General features: G+C 78.1%; 1 protein-coding gene. It reads right to left on the bottom strand.

Annotated elements, in window-relative coordinates; translation table 11 throughout:
* On the bottom strand, positions 1-847 hold an 847-nt coding region (locus ACSNOK_RS32965; protein WP_436784462.1), incomplete at its 3' end, for an ABC transporter ATP-binding protein.
* Positions 848-1,545 lie beyond the last annotated feature (698 nt).

Raw genomic sequence — 1,545 nt, 5'->3', positions numbered from 1 at the left:
GCCCGGGCGGGGCGGGGGCCGGTGGCGGGACGTTCGCGAGGCGCGCCCGCAGCGGTGCCGCCGCGCGCCGCGCGTCGCGCACGGACAGCGGCACCGGCGTCCAGCCGGCCAGCCGGCCGAGGGCGACGACGGGCGGGTGCACGGGGGAGACGGCCATCACCTCCGCCGGTCCGCCGACGACGGGCGGCTCGCCCGGCCCCGGCAGCAGGACCACCCGGTCCGCGTACTGCACCACCCGCTCCAGCCGGTGCTCGGCCAGCAGCACGGTGGTGCCCAGGTCGTGGACGAGCCGTTGCAGCACCGCGAGGACCTCCTCGGCGGCGGCGGGGTCGAGGGCGGACGTCGGCTCGTCCAGGACCAGCACCCGGGGATGCGTCGTGAGCACCGAACCGATGGCCACGCGCTGCTGCTGGCCGCCGGAGAGGGTACGCAGGGCGCGGTCGCGGAGGCCGGCCAGGCCCAGCAGGTCGAGGGTCTCCTCGACCCGGCGCCGCATGGTGTCCGCGGGGAGCCCCAACGACTCCATGCCGTACGCCAGTTCCTCCTCGACCGTGTCGGTCACGAAGTGTGCGAGCGGGTCCTGGCCCACCGTGCCGACGACGTCCGCGAGTTCGCGCGGCCGGTGGGTGCGGGTGTCCCGCCCGTCGACGGTGACCCGGCCGCGCAGCGTGCCGCCGGTGAAGTGCGGCACCAGTCCGCTCACGGCGCCCAGCAGCGTCGACTTGCCGACCCCCGAAGGGCCGACCAGAAGGCACAACTCCCCCTCGGGGATGGTCAGATCGAGGTCCCGGAGGGTCGGGGCGGCGGCGTCGTGGTACGTCACCGTCACCTGCTCGAAGCGGATCACCGGGTGCGGCTCCTTCGGGGTACTGCGGTCGCGTCGGGGTCGTGCGCGGCGTCCGGGCGCGCCCGGAGAGGCGCCGTGCCGGCGGGCGGGCCGTCCAGGGTGCGGCCCTCGCCGGGGCCGGGGCCGCCGCCGTCCGGCGCGGGACGGTCCGAACGCGCTCGCGGCCGGTCCTGGGCGGCGTCCGGGTGCGGGCCGGGTGGTGGTGTGTGGTGCTCGGGGTCGGGTGCGGGGCGTGCGGGGGCGGCACTTGGCCGGTGGGCTTGGCCCTGATGCTCACGGCCCTGAGGGTCCCGGCCCTGGTGGTCCTGGTCCCGAGGGCCCCGGCCCGTCCGGCCCGGGACCGGGCGGGCCGTGGCAGGAGACGGACCCCCGCCCGGGCGGGGACGGCGGCCCGGCCCGGACGGCGCCGCGGAGGAGCCGGGCAGGGGGACGGAGGGACCGGAGGGACCGGATGACAACAAGGGAGAGCCGGACGAGACGTGGCCCCGCCCGGTCGGTGCGTCATCGTCCCGTCCGGGGGAGATGGGGTCCCGTCCGGGTGGTGCGTCGTCGTCTCGTCCGGGGGTGATCGGGGCCCGCCCGGGCGGCACGGCGTCGGCTCGCCTGGGGGAAGCCGGGCAGGGCCCGGACGGCGCCGCGGAGGAGCCGGGCAGGGGGACGGAGGGACCGGAGGGACCGGATGACAACAAGGGAGAGCC

Origin of the sequence: Streptomyces sp. URMC 126 (assembly GCF_051386555.1) — a bacterium.
Classification (GTDB): Bacteria; Actinomycetota; Actinomycetes; order Streptomycetales; family Streptomycetaceae; genus Streptomyces.
Note: the sequence above shows the minus strand (reverse complement) of the source record. Positions and strands in the feature narration are given on the sequence as shown.